Origin of the sequence: Arthrobacter zhaoguopingii, from assembly GCF_009828595.1 — a bacterium.
In the GTDB taxonomy this organism is placed as follows: domain Bacteria; phylum Actinomycetota; class Actinomycetes; order Actinomycetales; family Micrococcaceae; genus Arthrobacter_D; species Arthrobacter_D zhaoguopingii.
The window spans coordinates 325752-343935 of the sequence record NZ_WPNY01000001.1 but is presented as its reverse complement, the minus strand read 5'-3'; the positions used below and the strand labels follow the sequence as shown (position 1 = coordinate 343935).

14 protein-coding genes are annotated in these 18184 nt (G+C 70.6%); 2 read left to right on the top strand and 12 right to left on the bottom strand.

The features are described from left to right. Positions 1–9: 9 nt before the first annotated feature. Genes tsaD through GVV86_RS01685 form a run of 6 tightly spaced genes read right to left on the bottom strand, consistent with a single transcriptional unit; the run spans position 10 to position 5157 of the window. A complete protein-coding gene (tsaD, locus tag GVV86_RS01710) occupies positions 10–1086 on the bottom strand; it encodes a tRNA (adenosine(37)-N6)-threonylcarbamoyltransferase complex transferase subunit TsaD (protein WP_159617621.1) in 1077 nt (358 codons plus the stop codon). After that, positions 1083–1658 carry a ribosomal protein S18-alanine N-acetyltransferase gene (rimI, locus tag GVV86_RS01705; protein WP_159801025.1) on the bottom strand — a complete coding sequence of 192 codons (576 nt, stop codon included), beginning with the start codon at positions 1656–1658 and terminating at the stop codon, positions 1083–1085. The genes tsaD and rimI overlap by 4 nt, the downstream gene beginning before the upstream one ends. Further along, positions 1655–2326 carry a tRNA (adenosine(37)-N6)-threonylcarbamoyltransferase complex dimerization subunit type 1 TsaB gene (tsaB, locus tag GVV86_RS01700; RefSeq protein WP_159801023.1) on the bottom strand — a complete coding sequence of 224 codons (672 nt, stop codon included), beginning with the start codon at positions 2324–2326 and terminating at the stop codon, positions 1655–1657. The genes rimI and tsaB overlap by 4 nt, the downstream gene beginning before the upstream one ends. A gap of 9 nt (positions 2327–2335) precedes the next feature. Continuing rightward, positions 2336–2881: a tRNA (adenosine(37)-N6)-threonylcarbamoyltransferase complex ATPase subunit type 1 TsaE gene (gene tsaE / locus GVV86_RS01695; RefSeq protein WP_246669840.1), complete on the bottom strand. Its 546-nt coding sequence runs from the start codon at positions 2879–2881 to the stop codon at positions 2336–2338. Beyond that, complete coding sequence (gene alr / locus GVV86_RS01690) at positions 2874–4079, bottom strand: alanine racemase (protein ID WP_159801021.1); 1206 nt, start codon at positions 4077–4079, stop codon at positions 2874–2876. The genes tsaE and alr overlap by 8 nt, the downstream gene beginning before the upstream one ends. Next, entirely contained in the window at positions 4072–5157 is a 1086-nt protein-coding gene (locus GVV86_RS01685) for a PfkB family carbohydrate kinase (RefSeq protein ID WP_159617626.1), read from the bottom strand. The genes alr and GVV86_RS01685 overlap by 8 nt, the downstream gene beginning before the upstream one ends. Positions 5158–5493: 336 nt before the next feature. On the opposite strand from GVV86_RS01685, the gene GVV86_RS01680 reads away from it, so the two are divergent. Together GVV86_RS01680 and GVV86_RS01675 are read left to right on the top strand one after the other, a co-directional pair. After that, positions 5494–5874, top strand: coding sequence for a hypothetical protein (locus GVV86_RS01680; protein WP_210252871.1), 381 nt, complete (start codon positions 5494–5496; stop codon positions 5872–5874). Positions 5875–5982: 108 nt separating this feature from the next. After that, on the top strand, positions 5983–7341 hold the full coding sequence (locus GVV86_RS01675; RefSeq protein ID WP_159801019.1) for a family 4 glycosyl hydrolase: 1359 nt from the start codon (positions 5983–5985) through the stop codon (positions 7339–7341). 86 nt (positions 7342–7427) lie between these two features. Here GVV86_RS01675 and mgrA read toward each other — a convergent pair whose 3' ends face one another. From mgrA to GVV86_RS01645, 6 genes are all read right to left on the bottom strand, one after another. Further along, positions 7428–8474 carry an L-glyceraldehyde 3-phosphate reductase gene (gene mgrA, locus GVV86_RS01670; protein WP_159801017.1) on the bottom strand — a complete coding sequence of 349 codons (1047 nt, stop codon included), beginning with the start codon at positions 8472–8474 and terminating at the stop codon, positions 7428–7430. A gap of 39 nt (positions 8475–8513) precedes the next feature. After that, positions 8514–10049: an FAD-dependent monooxygenase gene (locus GVV86_RS01665; RefSeq protein ID WP_201291321.1), complete on the bottom strand. Its 1536-nt coding sequence runs from the start codon at positions 10047–10049 to the stop codon at positions 8514–8516. A gap of 17 nt (positions 10050–10066) precedes the next feature. Then, positions 10067–11818, bottom strand: coding sequence for a malto-oligosyltrehalose trehalohydrolase (gene treZ, locus GVV86_RS01660; protein ID WP_159801013.1), 1752 nt, complete (start codon positions 11816–11818; stop codon positions 10067–10069). Beyond that, on the bottom strand, positions 11815–14133 hold the full coding sequence (gene treY / locus GVV86_RS01655; RefSeq protein ID WP_159617632.1) for a malto-oligosyltrehalose synthase: 2319 nt from the start codon (positions 14131–14133) through the stop codon (positions 11815–11817). The genes treZ and treY overlap by 4 nt, the downstream gene beginning before the upstream one ends. Before the next feature lie 92 nt (positions 14134–14225). Next, entirely contained in the window at positions 14226–16412 is a 2187-nt protein-coding gene (glgX, locus tag GVV86_RS01650; RefSeq protein WP_159801011.1) for a glycogen debranching protein GlgX, read from the bottom strand. Between the two features lie 182 nt (positions 16413–16594). Further along, on the bottom strand, positions 16595–18145 hold the full coding sequence (locus GVV86_RS01645) for an NAD(P)H-hydrate epimerase (protein WP_159617634.1): 1551 nt from the start codon (positions 18143–18145) through the stop codon (positions 16595–16597). Between the last annotated feature and the right edge of the window lie 39 nt (positions 18146–18184).

Here is an 18184-nt window from a genome sequence, read left to right as displayed (position 1 = left end):
GCCGGGGTCCTAGAGGAGGATGCTCGAGACCGGCAGCGCCGAGTCCGTGGCGAAGGAGAGGCCGCTGGGGGTTCCGCCGTTGAGGACGATCTGCGCGCCCAGCGAGGCGACCATCGCCCCGTTGTCGGTGCACAGCGACGGCGGCGGCACGGTGAGCTCGATGCCCGCCGCGGCGCACCGCTCGGCGGTCAGGGCGCGCAGGCGCGAGTTCGCTGCCACTCCCCCGCCCAGCAGCAGGCTGGCGATGCCGTTCTCCGAGCACGCCAGGACGGCCTTGGCGGTGATGACGTCGACCACCGCCTCCTGGAAGGACGCGGCGATGTCGGCCACCGGGACCGGCTCCCCGTTGGCCTCGAACTGTTCGACGCTGCGCGCCACCGCCGTCTTCAGACCGCTGAAGGACCAGTCGTAGCGGTGCGGTCCGGGATTCTCGGCGGATCCCATGTACTTGGGCTGGGTCAGGCCGCGGGGGAACCGGAAGGCCCGCGGGTCGCCCTGCGCGGCGATGCGGTCGATGGCCGGACCGCCGGGGTAACCGAGACCGAGGATGCGCGCCGTCTTGTCGTACGCCTCCCCGGCGGCGTCATCGATCGTGGATCCCAGCAGCGTCACATCCGATGCGATGCTTCCCACCTTGAGGATTTCGGTGTGGCCCCCGGAGACGAGCAGCGCGCCGAGGTTTGGCGGGACGCCGTCGGCGAACGTGCCTCCAAGCATGCCGACGCCCACGTGGGCCACCAGGTGGTTCACCGCGTACAGGGGCTTCCCGGTGGCCACCGCCAGCGCCTTGGCCGCGGCCACCCCCACCATGAGCGCCCCCGACAGCCCGGGCCCGGTGGTGACGGCGATCGCGTCGATGTCCTGCAGCCCCACCCCCGCCTCGGCGAGGGCCTGCTGCAGGGTGGGCACGAACGCGTCGAGGTGGGCGCGGGAGGCGATCTCGGGGATCACCCCGCCGAAGCGCACGTGTTCGTCCATGGAGGAGGAGACGACATTGGCAAGCAGCCGGGTGCCCGCGACGACGCCGACGCCGGTCTCGTCGCAGGAGGATTCGATGCCGAGCACCAGCGGTTCACTGTGGTTCATGGCCGGTCTCCTTCGGTGCCGCTGCTGTTCCCGGCGGTGTTTTCGTTGACGTTGCCGCCGGTGTTTTCGTTGACGCCGCCGCCGTTCGGGCCGGATTCCGGACCGGCGTCCCCGGGGGCGCCTTCGGGCGGCAGTTCCCGGCGCATCACCCAGGCGTCGACGCCGTCGCGGTAGTACCGGCGGCGGGTCGAGATTTTCGCGAACCCGGTGCGGGTGTAGAGCAGCTGGGCGCGGGGATTGTCGGCGCGGACCTCCAGCAGCACCTCCCGGGCGCCGCGCCGGGCGGCCTCGGAGAGCATCTCGTGCAGCATTGCCGTGCCGATGCCGCGGCCCTCGTGGCCCGGCAGGACGGCGATGGTCTGGATGTCGGCCGTGGTGTCGATGATCATCACGCCGGCGTAGCCGACGATCGCCCCGTCCACCTCGGCCACGATGTAGCGGCGGGTGTCGGGGCGGAAGAACTCCTCGTAAAACATCTGCAGGGGCCAGGCGTCGACGGGGAAGAGCTCCTGCTCCAGCGCGCCGACCGTCTTGATGTCCTCGTAGTCGAGGTTCCTCAGGCTGAAGCTCATGACCCGACCTTCTTCCGGGCCCCGGGAACCTTCGCGTCGGATTCCCTCAGGTACAGCGGGGTGGTGTCCAGCAGCGGCACGCCGGCGGCGAGCCGGGCCGAGGCGGTCCGGCCCAGTGCGGCTGCATGGGGCAGCGCTGTGGAGAAGGCATCGACGGCGTGCAGCTCCTCCCGGTACAGCCCGGCCCCGGCGCCGAAGACCGGGAGCTGCGGCAGCTGGGCCGCCGGGCTTACGTGCGGGCCGTCGACCAGGACCGGAAGCCCATGCGGGGCTTCCGGGCCCCGGTAGCGGGCCCAGTACACCTCGCGCCGGCGGGCGTCGGTGGCGACGAGGAACTCGCCGCCGACCGCCGGGTCCCCTGCGGCCTCGAAGGCGAGGGCGTCGAGGCTCATGACCCCGTGCAGGGGCACGCCCCAGACGAACGCGAGGGTGCGTGCGGTGGCCAGGCCGGCCCGCAGGCCTGTGAACGGTCCGGGACCGACCCCGGCGGCGATGGCTGCGAGGTCCGGGCCTGCTACGCCGGCGTCACGGAGCAGGTCCTGGACCGCGGGCGCGAGGACCTCCGCGTGGGAGCGCGTGTCGGTGCTCGCGAACCGGCCGATGACGGTGTCACCGTCGAGAAGCGCGGCGCTGGCGGCGGCTGAGGTGTCCAGGGCAAGAAGAAGCACCGTAACAGCCTAGTCGAGCAGCCCGGGCGGCGGCCCTGCCGACCAGCGGGGGCCGAAGCCTGCGATGCGCACTTCCCGTTCTTCGTCCACGTCGTCGCTGAAGTCGGTGGTGATTGCCTTTCCGGCCGGCGCGGCTCCGGCGCCGGTGGGCCGGGTGATGGTGATCTCGAGCCGGCTGTCGGAGAGGTGTTCGGCGCGCCCGGCCCCCCACTCGATGACCGTCACGCTGGAATCGAGGGTGGCGTCAAGGTCGAGGTCGTCGACCTCCTCGGTCCCTTCCAGCCGGTACGCGTCGACGTGCACCAAGCCCGGACCGCCGGTGAGGGAGGGGTGGTTGCGGACCAGGATAAAGGTAGGGGAAATGACGGTGCCGCGCACGCCGAGGCCGCGGCCCAGACCCTGGGTGAAGGTCGTCTTTCCCGCCCCGAGCCCGCCGGTGAGGATCAGCAGGTCCCCGCCCTGCAGCGCCGGCCCCAGGTCCTCGGCGACGGCCTGGAGTTCGGCGGCGGAATGGACGAACCGGCTGCGCAGCCAGTGTTGGGCCAGCTCAGTCACCGGCCGGGCCCTCGTTGAGGTAGGTCCGCGGCACGCGGCCGCTGATGCGCGTGACAATCTCGTAGTTGATCGTCCCGGAGGCGGCGGCCCATTCCTCGACGGGCGGGTCGCCGGCGCCCCCGAAGATGACCGCCCGGTGGCCGAGCGGGCTCCGGTCGGTACCGACCAGGCCCTGCGTGCCGAAGTCGACGACCAACTGGTCCATCGCGATCCGCCCGACGGCGGGATAGGTGCGCCCGTCGATCCGCACCGGTCCCCCGGTGGCGATGCGCGGAACGCCGTCGCCGTAGCCGGTGGGGATCAGGCCGAGGGTGGTGGGCCGCTCCGTGCGGTAGGACAGCCCGTAGGAGACCCCCTGGCCGGCGGGGACCTCCTTGCAGCCCGCGACGACGGTGGCGAAGGTCATGGCCGGGCGCAGGCCGAGGTCCTCCGCGCTCTGGTCCGAGAAGGGCGAGAGCCCGTACATGCCCAGGCCCACCCGCACCATGTCGAAGTGGCAGTCCGGGCGGGAGAGGGTACCCGGCGTGTTGGCCAGGTGGCGCACCTCGAGGTCCGCGCCGGCGTCCTCGGCGACGGCCACGGCGTCCCGGAAGCGGCGCAGCTGCTCGTCGGTCTCGGGGCGGTGCGGTTCATCGGCGACGGCGAGGTGGGAAAACACCCCCACCACCCGCAGCAGGCCCTCCTCCTGGTGTTCGAGCGCCCGGTCCAGGAGGTCTCCCCACAGCTCCGGAGAGCAGCCGTTGCGGCCCAGCCCGGTATCGATCTTCAAATGCACGCGTGCGGGCCGCTCGAGCCGGCGGGCCGCCGCCACCACGTGCTCAAGTTCCCAGCCGGAAACCCCGATGTCGATGCCCTGCTCAATGCCTCCCGCGAAATCACTCTCCGGGGTGTGGAGCCAGGCCAGCACCGGGGCGTCTAGGCCGGCGCGCCTCAGATCCAGCGCCTCCGAGATGTGCGCCGTGCCCAGCCAGGAGGCTCCGGCCTCAAGCGCCGCCTTCGCGACGGCGACCGCACCATGGCCGTACCCGTCCGCCTTGACGACCGCCATGACCCGCGCCGGACTGGCCACCTCGAGCAGGTGCCGGAGGTTGTGCCGGATGGCCTCAAGGTCAACTTCGACGGTGCGTTCGGTGGGGGCGGAAGAAAAACTCACTTGCCCTATTCTGCCACCGTCGCCGGTTGGGTCCCCCTCAGGCATCGGAATGGCGGGCGATGGTCGCTGACGCGCGGCGCACCGCCTCCACGGGGACATCGGAGACGAGGTGTTCCAGGAATCCGTAGCGGCGCACCCACTGGCGGCGGACGCCGTCGCGGGTTGAACTGGTCCGGTGCCACCAGTCGGCGATGTCCCCCCAGCCGGGGGCCGCGAGGGAGCCGCCGACCTCCTGCACCGACAGGGACGCGCACAGATTGGCGAAGCTCAGCCGGTCCGCCAGGGAGAATCCGGCGAGGTCGGCCATAACGAACGCCGCACCGAAACAGTCACCGGCGCCGGTCGGATCGAAGGCGGTGACCGGCAGCGCGGGTACCCACTCCTCCTCTCCGGTGAGGGAGTCGATGGCCATGGCGCCCTGCTGCCCCACGGTGACGACGGCCACCGGGACATGGTCGGCGAGCGCGTAGAGGGCCGCCCAGGGGTCTTCGGTGCGCGTGTACGCCATCGCTTCGACGTCGTTGGGCATGAACGCGTAGAAGTGGCCGAGCGTGGTGAGGACCTGCGGGGCCCATTCCCCGTGGGGATCCCAGCCCACATCCCCGTAGAGCCGGGTGCCGTTGGCCGTGGCGGCAGCCGCCCACGGCTCGAGCTCCCCGCCGACGCTGACGATGGCGGCGCGGCAGCTCGGTGGGACACCGATGAGTTCGGAGGCGCTCAGCGGCGGGGCGTGCCCGTGGGTCACCAGCGAGCGGTCCCGCTCCACTGAGAGGGAGACGGTCACCGGGGAGTGCCAGTTCTTGAAGACCTGGGAGCGCGAGAGGTCGACGTGCTCCTGGTCCTTGAGGATGTCCCAGTTGAACTGGCCGTAGCCGTCGTCGGAGAACGCGGCGGCGAGAGTGGTGTGGAGGCCGAGGCGGGCCGCGGCGATGGCCTGGTTGGCGATCCCGCCGGGGCTGGAACCCATCCCGTCGGTCCACACCTCGGTGCCGGGGCGCGGGAGCTGGTCCAGCCCGGTGAAGGTGATGTCGAAGAAGACCTGGCCGGCCAGCAGGAGGTCGAATTCGGGGTCGTCCGGAGACCGCAGCCCGGCGAGGGGGTCGAAGCGGTGCTGCTTAGCCATGTAGGGCACAATACTCGCTGCCCCCGACCGATAGGAGCCGATGGAGGTGGAACGCAGGCAGGTTCGTGAAATGCCACGGAAATCCCACTGCCGCATTTTCACCGCAGATTATGGCTAGTTTTTCGCTGCGGGAGGCCATCCGTCCTCATCGATCGCGGCACTGTGTTTGTATCGACGAGGCGGGTCGCCACTGCTGGCGATCCGATTGGCACCGGCGCGACGGCGGGAGAGAAGTCGATTGTTGTACGAGGGGTGACGCCGAGTGAGGCATCCGGTTCCGAATCAACCTGGTGAGGACTTGATTACACGTTGGGGGTGCGGGTCATCCCTTCTCTAGTGCTGATCTTCATCTTCGCCGTTTCTTTCTCATTGAACACGCACGAAATCCCCCCTTACATAAAGCGGGGCTCGAGAACCGACCGGTTCTTCGAGCACCTCGTCACCGTCGCGAACTACGTCGTGATCGTCGTTGGCATCATTGCGCCGCCCTGGGGGTCTTTCTCCGGCCCGTTCCTCTTCTCCTACGCGGGGGCCGCCTGCGTCGTCGGCGCCCAGTTCGTGCGTGGGTACGCCTTCCCGTTTGAGAAGGCCCGACCGCCGCGTGGGCGTCATGAGAAACCGCTGGACGAACAGCTTGTCGTTGGAGGGCGCTGGCCGTACCGCGTCTGCTATCTGCTCGGTTATGGCCTCATGGGGATCTACGTGTTCACGCTGTAGCAAGATTCACGGCATCGCTCATCAGGCATCGCTCATTGGACGGACGGAAGGCCGGCCGCGGCGTGCGGCACAATACTCGTAGGCCGGGCGGCCTGGGAGGGGAGGACCATGAAGCTTGTAATTGTCGGCGGCGGAGGATTCCGCGTTCCCCTGGTCTACCGCGCGCTGGGCTCCGGCCGGTTCGCGGGCCTCATCGACTCCCTCACCCTCGTCGACGCCGAACCCGGACGGGCCCGCGCGGTCGCCCGGGTCCTGGCGGCCATGCCCGCCGGGGCCGAGGGCCCCACCCGGTCCCCCGCCGTCACCGTCGAGCCCGACCTTGACACGGCCCTGCAGGGGGCTGACATCGTCTTTGCCGCGATCCGCAGCGGCGGCCCGGCCGGGCGGGTCCTCGATGAGCGGGTCGCGCTGGCCGAGGGGCTGCTGGGCCAGGAGACCGTGGGAGCGGGTGGGATTTCCTATGCGCTGCGGTCCATTCCGGCCATGCTGGACCTGGCGCGGAGGATGGCCGAGAAGTGCCCGCAGGCGTGGCTGGTCAACTTCACCAATCCCGCCGGCATGGTGACCGAGGCGCTGCAGCCGGTGCTGGGTCATCGGGTGATCGGCATCTGTGACTCCGCCTCGGGGCTGGTGGCCCGCGCCGCGGCCGCCGCCGGGCTCCCCGCCGTCCCCGGTTCCCTGGCCGGCGTCGACTACCTCGGGCTGAACCACCTTGGCTGGCTGCGGGGTCTGCACGCAGACGGGGAGGACCGCCTGCCCGCCTTGCTGGCCGATCCGGTGCGCCTTTCCTCCTTCGAGGAAGGGCGGATCTTCGGTCCGGACCTGCCGCGGGTCCTTGGCGCCCTGCCCAACGAGTACCTCTTCTACTACTACTTCCACCGGGAGGCCCTGCGGGCCGTACGCTCGGCGGAGCGGACCCGCGGCGAGGTGCTCCTCGACCAGCAGCGACGGCTCTACACGGACCTCGAGGGGTCCGGGGACCCCTATCGGTTGTGGGAGGCGGCCCGGCTCGAGCGCGAAAGCGGCTACCTCGCCGAGGCACGCGGTGCCGGAGAGAAACGCGACGAGGCCGACCTCGCCGGAGGAGGCTACGAGCGCATCGCCCTGCACCTGATGCATGCCCTGCTGACGGGGAACCCGGCCGAACTGATCCTCAACGTCCGCAACGGCGGCACGGTGCCGGGCCTGCCCGCGGACGCCGTCGTCGAAGTGCCGGCCCGGGTGTCTGCCGCCGGGGCCGAGCCGCTTCCCGCAACGGGTCCGCCCTCCGGGCACCAGCTGGGCCTGATGAGCGCCGTCAAGGCGGTCGAGCAGGAGACGGTGCGGGCCGCCGTACACGGGGACCGCGACGCCGCCCTGCGCGCGTTCAGCCTGCACCCGCTGATCGACTCGGCGCACGCCGCGGCCGCGGTGCTCGCCGGATACGAGCAGGCGTTTCCCGCCCTGCCGGCCGGCTGGCGGAGCTGACCGGCCCGGTCACCGTCCCCGGCCGGAAACGGCGGAGCCCGCGTCCCGCCGGAGCGGCACGCGGGCTCCGGCCCGGTGGAAAGGTGTCAGTCCTGCAGGGCCTCGGCCCAGAGGTTGATCTCGGACTCGACGGCGAACTCGTCGATCGCGCGCAGTTCCTCGTTCGTGAACTCAAGGTTGGCAACCGCTCCGACGCTGCTTTCGAGCTGGGCGACGCTTGAGGCGCCGACCAGGGCCGAGGTGATCGGGGTGCCCTTGGCCTGCGGCCGCAGGATCCACGCGATCGCCATCTGCGCCAGGCTCTGCCCGCGGCCCTCAGCAATCTCGTTGAGACCCCGGACCCGGCGCAGGTTGTCCTCGGAGAGGTGCTCACCGGAGAGAGACTTGTCCGCGGCCGCCCGCGAATCCGAGGGAACCCCGTTGAGGTAGCGGTCGGTCAGCAGGCCCTGCGCCAACGGCGAGAACGCGATGGAACCGGCGCCCACCGTCTCAAGGGCCTCAGGGAGGTTCGGGCTGCCGTTCTCGACCCAGCGGTTGAGCATCGAGTAGGAGGGCTGGTGGATCAGCAGCGGCGTGCCGAGCCCGCGCAGGATCGCGGCGGCCTCGATCGTCTTCTCGGGCGAGTAGGAGGAGATGCCTGCGTAGAGCGCACGGCCGGAGCGCACCGCTGTGTCCAGGGCGCCCATGGTCTCCTCAAGCGGGGTTTCCGGGTCGGGGCGGTGGCTGTAAAAGATGTCGACGTAGTCAAGGCCCATGCGGTTCAGGGACTGATCGAGGCTGGCCAGCAGGTACTTGCGGGAGCCGAAGTTGCCGTAGGGCCCGGGCCACATGTCGTATCCAGCCTTGCTGGAGATGATCAGCTCATCGCGGAACGGCCGAAAGTCGTCGGCGAAGTGGCGCCCAAAGTTGGTCTCGGCGCTGCCGTAGGGGGGCCCGTAGTTGTTGGCCAGGTCGAAGTGGGTGATGCCAAGGTCGAAGGCCCGCCGCAGGATGGCACGCTGCGTGTCAAAGGGCTTGTCGTCCCCGAAGTTGTGCCACAGCCCCAGGGACACGGCCGGCAGGTGCAGCCCGCTGCGGCCGACGCGGCGGTAGGGCATGGAGTCGTAACGGTCTTCTGCGGGGGAATAGGTCATGGAACCATCCTATGCGGACACCTCGGCGCGGCCCGGCGGTCAGGAGCGGGCTTCGGGGGTGGGCGTCCACCCCGGAGGAAGGGCCGCCCGGAGTGCGGAGACCCCGCGGTGGGCTGGGGCCTCGGCGGCGACGAAGCCGTCGGGGCGCACCAGGTAGAACCGGTCCGGGCGCAGGCCCGCGGCGGGAGCCGCGGGGAACTGGTGCACCGGCAGTCCGAGGGCCCGCCCGAGCGCGTCAGCGAGTTCGGCGTCGGTGTCGCCGTAGCTGTGGACCTGCCAGACGGCGTCGGCGAGCGGGGCAAAGTTGGGGCCCGTCCACGGCAGGCGGCGCCCGACCACCCGGCCCCTGCGGCCGCGGGCCGCGGCCTTGGCCCCTTCGCTCATCCAGTAGTGGATGCGGATCTGCCCGAGGTACCCGGCGAAGCGGGGGGCGATGGGCGCGGCCGGCAGCACGCGCACGGCCACCGGCCCGGCCAGACGGGGAAGGATCCGCCGCAGCGTGCGGGCGGTGGTGGCACCGGAGGTCACGCCGGCGAAGACCCTGTCGGTGACGCTGACCAGGCGCAGGGCGACGGGGCGCCGCTCCGCGTTGTAGCGGTCGAGCAGTTCCTCCCCCGCCCGTCCGGCGAGGACGTCGGCCAGTTTGAAGGCGAGGTTGTGGGCGTCCTGGAGCCCGGTGTTCATGCCCTGGGCGCCCACGGGTGAGTGGATGTGACCGGCGTCCCCGGCCAGGAACACGGGGCCGGCGCGGAAGGCCGCGGCCACCCGGTGGTGCACGCGGTAGGTGGAGAACCAGCGGGACGTGCCGTAGGTGACGCCGAAGAGCTCGCTCAGCCGCCCCCGCGCCACGTCCTCGACGATGTCGGCGGTGCCGGTGCTGCGCAGCACCCCGATCAGCCGGTGGTTTGTCTGTCCCTCCTCCGTCCCCTTCAGCGGGAAGGCGAGCAGGAAGTCGTCGCCGCTGAGCCGCAGTTCAACGGTGGCCGCCGAGAGGCCTTGGACGTCGAGGGCATCGGCCACATAGAAGACGTATTCGTTGGTGACGCCCTCGAAGGGGATGCCGCTCAGCGTCCGCACCGCGGAGGACCCGCCGTCGCAGCCCACCACATAGCGGGCCGTGACGGTGAGGGGTCCCCCGGGGCCGGAGAACTCCGCCGTGACACCGCCGGTGCGGGTGCTGAGCCCCGTCAGCCGCCGGTTCCACAGCACGTCCCCTCCCCTGCGCTGCAGTTCGGCCAGGAGGATCCGTTCGTTCTTGCTCTGTTCGAGGAAGTGAAGCCCCGGATGCGGGGTCAGCCCCTCCCCGAGGGCCGCCAAGGGGACCTCCCCGAAGGACCGCCGGCCGTAGCCGGGCTTGATGCTGAAGGCCTTCTGGGCCTGCTCGAGCACCGGGCCGATCACCCCCAGCTGGTCGTAGATCTCCATGGTGCGCGACTGGATCCCGAGCGCCCGGGACTCCCGGGTGGGCTCGCCCTTGCCGTCTGCGAGTACGGCGTCCACGCCGAGCCCGCGCAGCCAGGCCGCGAGCATCAGTCCGGTGGGTCCGGCGCCGACGATCAGGACGTCGGTGCTCACCTCGGAGGCGGCCATGGTCAGCCGGCCGCGAGCGAGAGGATGAGGGACCCGTGGCCCGGCAGGGTCACCGTATCGGTCCCGGTGCGGACCCCGTCCACCGTGGAGAGCAGCACCTGCGCCCCGTCGGCGGCCAGGGGGACCTCGCACTCGGCGGCGCCGAAGTTCAGGAGCACCGCAGTTCGCCCGCGTCGCAGCAGCAGCCAGCGGGCCGCCTCGTCGAACTCCACCCCGATCGAGCGGAAGTCGCGGGTGTTGAGGTCCGGCTCGGTGGCCCGCAGCCGGATCAGCTCCCGGTAAGTGTTCAGCAGCTGCCGGTGTTCGGGCTTTTCGCTTTCGGCCCAGTCGAGCTTGGCCGACTCGAAGGTCGCCGGATCCTGCGGGTTGGGCACCGCCTCGGGGTCCCACCCCATGCGCTCGAACTCCCGGAGCCGTCCCTCGGCGGTCGCCCTGCCCAGTTCCGGTTCGGGATGAGAGGTGAAGAACGGCCACGGCGTGGTGGCGCCGTACTCCTCGCCCATGAACAGCATGGGGGTGAAGGGTCCGGCAACGGTCAGCACCGCGGCCTGTGCGAGCTGGGCGGGGTTCAGGGCGGCACTGATCCGGTCGCCGGCGGCCCGGTTGCCGATCTGGTCGTGGTTCTGCGCGCAGACGACCAGCTGCAGCGGGGACACCCGGTCGGCGTCGAGGCGCCGGCCGTGGCTGCGCTCCCGGAAGGAGGAGTAGGTCCCGTTGTGGAAGAACCCCTCCTTCAGGACCTTGGCGAGGGCGCCGACGGAGTTGAAGTCCTCGTAGTAGCCCTCGGTCTCGCCGGTCAGGTTCACGTGCACCGCGTGGTGGAAGTCGTCGCTCCACTGCCCGGCGAGCCCGTAGCCGTTCACGGTGCGGGCCTCGATCAGGCGCGGATTGTTGAGGTCGGATTCCGCAATGAGGAACAGGGGCTTGCCGAGTTCCGCCGCGCAGGCGTCGGTCTCGGCAGCGAATTCCTCGAGGATGTGCACGGCGCGTTCGTCGTGCAGCGCGTGGACGGCGTCAAGCCGCAGCCCGTCGACGTGGTAGTCGCGGAACCACATGAGCAGGTTCTCGATGACGTACCGCCGGACCTCATCGGAGGCCGGGCCGTCGAGGTTCAGGGAGTCGCCCCAGGTGTTGCTCAGGCCCTCGGTGAGGTAGGGGCCGAACTGGCCGAGGTAGTTGCCGCTGGGCCCCAGGTGGTTGTAGACGACGTCCTGGATGACGCCAAGGCCGCGCTGGTGGGCGGCGTCGACGAAGCGCTGGTAGGCCGCCGGGCCGCCGTAGGTCTCCTGGACGGCGTACCAGAGCACCCCGTCGTAGCCCCAGTTGTGCGTTCCGTTGAATGCGTTGACCGGGAGCAGTTCGACATACCGGACGCCGAGGTCAACGAGGTAGTCGAGCCGTTCGATGGCGGCGTCGAGGGTCCCCTCACGGGTGAAGGTCCCAAGGTGCATCTCGTAGATCACCCCGCCGTCCATCCCGGGTGAGGACCAGCCGGCGTCCTGCCACTCGTGCGCGGCCGGGTCGAAGGTCCGGGACAGGGCATGGACGCCGTCGGGCTGGCGGCGCGAGCGCGGATCCGGCACGGCGGTGGATGACCCGTTCACCTTGTACCCGTAGTCGATTCCGGGCCCGGAGGGTGCGTCCGCCGGGGCGTTCCACCAGCCGCCGGTGGAGGCGCTCATCGGGTAATCGGTGCCGTTGGCGGTCAGGATCAGGGACTCCGCGCGGGGGGCCCAGACGTCGAACGTGCTCATGCTGCATCCTCCTTGGTGAGAAGCGCTACGGGTAGGGCTGAGAACAGGTCGGCGACCGGGACGGTGCCGCCGTCGAACGTTTCGCCGGTGAGGGCGGAGGTGTAGCGGCCTTCGGGAAGCTCAACGGTGGTGCCGTTCCAGCCGCCGGCCTGGTCGAGCCCGGCGGGCAGGCGGGTGACGAGCGTCAGGGCGCCGCCGCGGTCGAAGGCGAAGAGGTGGTCCGCTGCGGGCCCGGAGGCGTGCACCGCCTCGTACCCGGCGAACAGCTCCGGCCGGTCCCGGCGGAGCCGCAGCGCGCGGGAGACGACGAGCAGCTTGGCCCGCCCGTCCTCGCCCACTGCGGGCTGGGCGCCGAAGTCGAGGTCGGTGAGGGCCTGCTTCCGGGCCCCGTAGTCGACCTCGCGCCGGTTGTCGGGGTCGACGAGGGAGGTGTCCCAGAACTCGGTGCCCTGGTAGACGTCGGGGACGCCGGGCATCGTGAGCTGCAGGAGCTTCATCGCCAGGGAGTTCGACCACCCGGGGTGCTGGATCAACTCCACAAAGGAGGTCAGAAGCTCCGACACGCGCGCGTCGTCGAACGCGGCGTCGACGGCGGCGTGCATCGCCGCTTCGAATTCCTCGTCCGGTGCGGTCCAGTGGGTGCTGGCGTCGGCCTCGCGTGCGGCCTTTTCGGCGTAGGCGTGGGCGCGTTCCCGGCTCAGCGGCCACGCTCCGATCAGGGACTGCCACAGCAGCGGCGCGAAGGACGCGTCGCCGATCGGTGCGGCCTCGTTGAGAGCGGCAAGGGCCGAGGCCCACTCCCCGGGCAGTTCGGAGAGGACGGTGATGCGTGCCCGGGTGTCCTCGCTGCGCTTGGTGTCGTGGGTGCTGAGCGTGGTCATCGACAGCGGGTTGCCGGTCGAGCGCCCGAGCAGGCGGCGGTGCATCTCCAGCGGATCGAGCGCGAAGATCGACGGGTCCGCGCCCACCTCATTGAGCGAAACGAGGCGGTTGTAACGGTAAAACGCGGTGTCCTCCACGCCCTTGGCCATGACCATGCCCGAAGTCTGCTGGAACCTGCGGGCCAGTTCCGTAAGTTCAGCGTCCGGGCCGCCCTCAAGGAACGGGTCAAGGAGCGGGTGAAGGGTCTTGACGGCGGCGGCCAGGTCGGGGCGGCGCACCGAGGCGTCCCGCACGGCGTCCGCGAGGTAGCCGGCGCCGTCGGGCAGGTAGCTGCGGTAGACGGGGAAGCAGGTCAGCAGTTCGGCCAGGGCGTCGGCGGCCTCGGCCGGGTCGAGGCCCGCATCCCCGGGGACGAGCCGGGCCAGCCGCAGCACTTCCGAGCGCAGGATCCCGTCGGTGATCCCCCGCTTGGTGCCGTGGATCATTTCGTGGAACGGCTCGACGGGCACCAGGGAGGTCAGTTCGTGTTCCCCGGCCGGATCGGTGAACAGCCGATCGATCTCGGCGAGCGCGTCGTAGCCGGTGGTTCCCTCGCACGCCCAGCCCTCTGGAAGCTCCTCCCCCGGTTCGAGGATCTTCTCGACCAGGACGTAGGCGCCGCCGGTGAGGCGGCGCAGGTCTGTCAGGTAGCCGACGGGGTCGGCGAGGCCGTCGGGGTGGTCGATGCGCAGCCCGTCCACGAGCGCGTCGTCGAACCAGCTGCGGACCTCACTGTGGCTTTCCTCGAAGACCCAGGGCACCTCGACGCGCAGGCCGGCGAGGGTGTTCACGCCGAAGAAGCGGCGGTAGTTCAGTTCGCTGTCGGCGCGCCGCCAGTTCACCAGTTCGTAGTGCTGGCGGGCGTGGACCTCGGCCGCGGTGTCACCGGGGGCGAAGGACCCCTCGGCAAGGGGGAAGCGGTGGTCGTAGTAGCGCAGTGCACCATCGACGATCTCCAGAGCGGACTCCTCGTCCGGGCCGTCCCCGAGTACCGGGATCCGGATGCGGCCCCCGCCGGCGTCCCAGTCGACGTCGAAGGCCTCAACCATGCGGGAGTCCCGGCCCCCGCGCAGCAGCTCCCACCACCAGGGGTTGTCGGCCGGGGTCTCGATGCCCATGTGGTTCGGGACGATGTCAACGAGCACGCCCATCCCGGCGGCCCGCGCGGCGGCGGAAAGCTCGGAGAGAGCCTCCCGTCCGCCGCGGGCCGGGTCGACCGTGGTGGGGTCGGTGACGTCATATCCGTGGCCGGAGCCCTTCTCCGCCGTCAGGATCGGCGAAAGGTACACCCAGTCCACTCCGAGGTCGTGCAGGTACGGCACCAGGGCCGCGGCTTCGCGCAGGTCGAACTCGCTTCGAATCTGCAGCCGGTAGGTCGATTTCGGTGTCTTCACGCATTTCCTCCTGGAGGGATGGGGTGCTGCTGGGTGCCGGGCCCGGATGGGCCCGGCAACCGGATCACGCAGTGCTGCGGACGTGGTGCCGCTTAGGCGGAGCCGGTCTTCGACGTGACCTCGTTGGCGAGGATCGCCAGCGACGCCGCCACCGAGTGGTCGTGATCCTCGGCTTCGGTGTGCGACCTCAGCACGACCATCGACTTGGCCTCGACGGAGATCGTCGTCCCGGCCGGAATGGCCTCGGTGTCCGCGTACTTGCCCGCGGTGTCGATGACCTCGTCCCAGGACGGCGCGTACTCCTCGGCCGGGATGGTTAAGTCGACTGCCTCGTCGTGGGCGTTGAAGTACATCAGGAAGTTGGCGTCGGTGATGCGCTGGCCGCGCGCGTCACGTCCCCGGATTCCCTGCCCGTTGAGGAAGACCCCGATCGAGCGGCCGAAGCCGCTGTCCCAGTCCTCGGGTGCCATGAGCTCGCCGGAAGTGTCGAGCCACACGATGTCCGGCAGCGCCTCGCCCTCGCCCCGGCGGACCGGACGGCCGTCGAAGAAGCGGCGGCGGCGGAAGGTCGGGTGCTCAGACCGCAGGCGGTTGACGGCCGCCGTGAACTCGAGCAGGGGCTGGTCCATCTTGTCCCAGTGCACCCAGCTGAGCTCGGAGTCCTGGGCGTAGGTGTTGTTGTTGCCGTCCTGGGTGCGCCCGAGCTCGTCGCCGTGCAGGAGCATGGGGACGCCCTGGGAGAGCAGCAGGGTGGCGATGAAGTTGCGCTGCTGGCGTGCGCGCAGCCCCAGCACCTTCGGGTCGTCGGTGGGGCCTTCGACGCCGCCGTTCCAGGACCGGTTGTGCGATTCGCCGTCGTTGTTGTTCTCTCCGTTGGCCTCGTTGTGCTTCTCGTTGTAGGAGACGAGGTCGCGCAGGGTGAAGCCGTCGTGGGCCGTAACGAAGTTGATCGAGGCCACGGGCCGGCGGGCGGAGTGCTCGTAGAGGTCGGCCGAACCGGTGAGGCGGGAGGCGAACTCGCCGATGCTTGAGGGCTCGCCGCGCCAGAAGTCGCGCACGGTGTCCCGGTACTTGCCGTTCCACTCGGTCCACTGCGGCGGGAAGTTGCCCACCTGGTAGCCGCCGGGTCCGACGTCCCACGGCTCGGCGATCAGCTTCACCTGGGAGACCACCGGGTCCTGCTGGACGAGTTCGAAGAACGCCGAGAGCCGGTCGACCTCGTAGAACTCGCGGGCCAGGGCGGAGGCGAGGTCGAAGCGGAAGCCGTCGACGTGCATCTCGGTCACCCAGTAGCGCAGAGAGTCCATGAGCAGCTGCAGCGAGTGGGGGTTGCCGACGTTCAGGGAGTTGCCCGTGCCGGTGTAGTCCATGTAGTACTGCTTGTCGTCTTCAACGAGGCGGTAGTAGGCCGAGTTGTCGATGCCGCGCATGGAGAGGGTCGGACCGAGGTGGTTGCCCTCCGCCGTGTGGTTGTAGACCACGTCGAGGATCACTTCGATACCGGCGAGGTGGAGTTCCTTGACCATCGCCTTGAACTCCTGGACCTGCTCGCCCTGGTCTCCTGCTGAGCCGTAGCTGTTGTGCGGGGCGAAGAACCCGATGGTGTTGTAGCCCCAGTAGTTGGAGAGTCCCTTTTCCTGCAGGGTGCTGTCGTTGACGAACTGGTGCACCGGCATCAGTTCGATGGCGGTGACGCCGAGCTTCTGCAGGTGGGCGACGACGGCGGGGTGCGCCACGCCGGCGTAGGTGCCGCGCTGCTCCTCAGGGATCTCGGGGTGCAGCTGGGTCAGGCCCTTGACGTGCGCCTCGTAGATGACCGACTGGTGGTAGGGGGTGCGCGGCATGCGGTCACCATCCCAGTCGAAGAACGGGTTGACGACGACGCCGAGCATCATGTGCGGGGCGGAGTCCTCGTTGTTGACCGAGAACTCGTCCCCGAAGTTGTAGCCAAAGAGCGCCTGGTCCCAGTCGATCTGTCCGTGGACGGCTTTGGCGTACGGGTCGAGCAGCAGTTTGTTCGGGTTGCAGCGGTGCCCCTCGGCGGGGTTGTTCGGGCCGTGGACCCGGTAGCCGTACTTCTGGCCGGGGGCGACCTGCGGCAGGTAGCCGTGCCAGACGTAGCCGTCGACTTCCTTCAGGGGGATCTGCGTCTCGGTGCCGTCATCGTCAAACAGGCAGAGCACGACGGACTCCGCAATTTCACTGTAGAGCGCGAAGTTCGTCCCCGTACCGTCATAGGTCGCCCCCAGGGGATACGCTTCGCCGGGCCATAGTTCCATGTTTGTGCTCCTTGGTGTGTTCATCGAAAGTGTGTTGGTGGGGGAAAGTCAGGATGGGCCGGGGCTGCCGGTGCGGCGCCCGGGATCGGCGGTCCGCGCCGGCAGGCCGCGCGGACCGCAGCCGGCGCCGGGGCGCCTTCCCATGGTGTACCTCACGCGGGTAACGGGCACGTGAACACCGGTCAATCCGGTACCGCCAGGAGGCCGGCGACGACGGCGCCGATCTCCCCCGGGAGTTCCGAGACGATCACCGGGCCCCGCTGCGCCGCCCGCTGGCCGGCCCGGCCGTGGATCAGCGCCGCGGCCGCGGCCACGGCGGCCCACTTCGCGCCCTCGGGCACGCCGGCCCGGGCGGCGGCGGAGCCGTCCTCGGCCGCTGCGGCGGCGAGGGCGCCGAGGATGCCCGCGAGGGTGTCCCCGGACCCGGCGGTGGCCAGCCAGGGCGTGGCGTCGGCCTGGCTGAAGATCTCCCCGCTCGGCGCTGCGGTCACCGTCGTGTAGCCCTTGAGCAGCACGGTGGCCCCGGTGAGGCGCGCCGTCTCCAGCGCGTACTCGGCCGGCGACGCCTCGATGGCTTCGCGGGTGGCCGGGCGGCCGCGGCCGGCGAGAAAGGCGACGAGTTCGCCGGCATGCGGGGTGAGGATCACCTGGGGGCCCACCGTCCGGGGCACCTCGGCGAGCGCTCCGGCGTCGACGACGACGGGGAGCCCGCTGGTGATCGCGTCCCGCGCGCGGCGGGCCTGCTCGGGGTCCCCGACCGCTCCGGGCCCCACGAGCCAGGCCTGGGACCGGGCTTCGGCAACGCTACCGGTGGAGCACACCGCTTCGGGGTGAACGCTGTTGATGAGGGCCCCGACGCTGCGCGGGCCGAGGTAGCGCACCATGCCGACACCGGTGGCCAGGGCGGCGCCGGTGGCCAGGACCGCGGCCCCCGGGTACTGTTCGGAGCCGGCGGCGATGCCGAGCACACCGCGGGTGTATTTGTGGTCGGTGGTCCGGGGCCTGCGGTAGAGCGCGGCGGCGTCGGAGAGTTCGAGGCGGCGGACCGCCGGTGCGGGCGCGGCGCCGTTGGCCAGTCCCAGGCCGATGTCGATGACGTTGAGTTCCCCGGCCGCGAGCGCTCCGGCTCCGGTGAGCAGCCCGGCCTTGGCGGCGCCGAAGGTCGCCGTGGCGTCGGCGCGCAGCACCGGGCCCTCGACCCGCCCGGAGTCAAGGTCGACCCCGCTGGGTCCGTCACAGGCCAGCACCTGCGGCCCGCGGTCACCGCGCGGGCCGGCCTTGGCGTTGAGGGCGTCGATCAGGTCCGCCACCGGGCCGCGGAGGGCTCCGCTGGCGCCGGTGCCGAGGATGCCGTCGAGGATCAGGTCCGCCGAGGCGCACCGTGCGGCCAGCGCGTCCGTGGTGTCGGCGGTGAGCCGCTCGAGGCGGCCTCCGGCCGCGGTGAAGGCGGCCAGGGCGTCGGGGTGGATCCGTTCGGAGACGGCGACGGCGGTGGCGCCCATGCCGCGCCGGGCCAGCCGCGCCGCGGCGTAGAGGGCGTCGCCGCCGTTGTTGCCGCCGCCGGCCAGCACCACGACCGTCCGCCCGTACAGGCCGCCGGAGTTCTGGAGCATGCCGGCCGCCACGGCGAAGAGCCCGTGGGCGGCCTTCTGCATCAGCGCAGCGCCCTGCCCGGCAGCGAGGAGGGGTTCCTCGGCTGCGCGGACCTGGCCGGCGGTGAAGGCTTGAAGCATATGTACGAGCTTAGCGGCCAGCACCAAATTAGTCAGTCT